Source organism: Ideonella sp. P3_A4, from assembly GCF_056403075.1.
On record NZ_JBFUGE010001127.1, the window covers coordinates 1 to 1152 of the forward strand.

The 1152-nt window shown below is 67.7% G+C and carries 2 protein-coding genes; one reads left to right on the forward strand and one right to left on the reverse strand.

Translation table 11 applies throughout. The features are described 5' to 3' along the window. Positions 1–378: P-loop NTPase (locus AC1DYI_RS36375; protein WP_477208943.1), on the forward strand; the 378-nt coding region annotated here is incomplete at its 5' end. 48 nt (positions 379–426) lie between these two features. Here AC1DYI_RS36375 and AC1DYI_RS36380 read toward each other — a convergent pair. After that, positions 427–978, reverse strand: a complete 552-nt coding sequence (locus AC1DYI_RS36380; RefSeq protein WP_477208944.1) for an Mpo1 family 2-hydroxy fatty acid dioxygenase — start codon at positions 976–978, stop codon at positions 427–429. Positions 979–1152: the final 174 nt, after the last annotated feature.

A 1152-nucleotide genomic window follows, 5' to 3' on the forward strand; every position in this document is an offset into this window, starting at 1 on the left:
CCGCAGGACATTGCACTGATCGACGCGCAGCGGGGGYTGTCGATGTTCGAGAAGGTCGGCGTGCCGGTGCTCGGCATCGTCGAGAACATGGCGGTCTACTGCTGCCCGAACTGCGGCCACACCGAGCACATCTTCGGTGCCGACGGCGRCCGCAAGATGGCCGAACAGCGCGGCGTGGCCTACCTGGGCGCGCTGCCGCTGACGATGAAGATCCGGGAGCAGGCCGACAGCGGCCACCCGACGGTGGTGGCAGAGCCCGACAGCGAAGTCGCCGGCTTGTACAAGTCGGTGGCGCGTCAGTTGGCGGCGAAGGTGGCGCAAAAGGCCAAGGACTTCTCGGCCAAGTTCCCGACGATCAGCGTCTCGAAGTCGACCTGAGCAGGAGGCCGGCGCCGCCATACCGGTGCCGGCAGAACCCACCGCGCCTCAGGCCGGCAATGCCAGGTCGCGGATGTGGGTGGGGCCGGCGCGGCGCTCGATCTCGTCGCGCAGGCCGTGCAGCAGGCCGAACGAGAACAAGGCTTCCGCGGTGACGAACTCCGGGCCGACGAGCAGGCCGATCAGGTCGTCGGTGAAGGCGGGTTTGCGGCCTTCGTAGACATGGCCGAGGAACTGGATCACCCAGCCCAGCAGGAACAGGCCGAAGCCCCAGGCCAGCCAGGTGGTCACGCCATGGGCGGCCAGCGGCGCGGCCAGCATGATCAGCGCGCCATTGAGCAGGCTGACGGCGGCACCGAGCGCGAACTCGCCGCGCGTCAGGTACCACAGCGTGCTGATGCCCCACAGCAACAGCGCCGGCGTCAGCATCAACTCGCCGGCCGGGGTGGCCAGGTCCATCGCCGGTCGCGCCAGCAACACGCCGATGGCAAACACGATCATCGGGATGCCGACAAAGTGGGTCGCGATGTTGCGGCGGTCTCGGTGGTAGTGGGCGTACTGGATCAGCAGCTCACGGGCCGGACGAAAGGGTGAGGGCATGTCAGCCTCCCGGTGTCGGTGCATGACTAGTGTCCTGTCCCGCAAATAACTGTCATTGCGACGGGCCGCAATGGGGATGATCGCGAGACGACGAGCCGGGCAGATACCGTGTGGTATCTGCCCGGCTTGGCGGCGCTGCGAGCGCCCCATTTCGGCCCGCCCTTCGGGTTCGAC

Bases quoted from the DNA above. Each gene is read 5' to 3' on its own strand.
- AC1DYI_RS36380 (WP_477208944.1), bottom strand. From the start codon at position 978: ATGCCCTCACCCTTTCGTCCGGCCCGTGAGCTGCTGATCCAGTACGCC.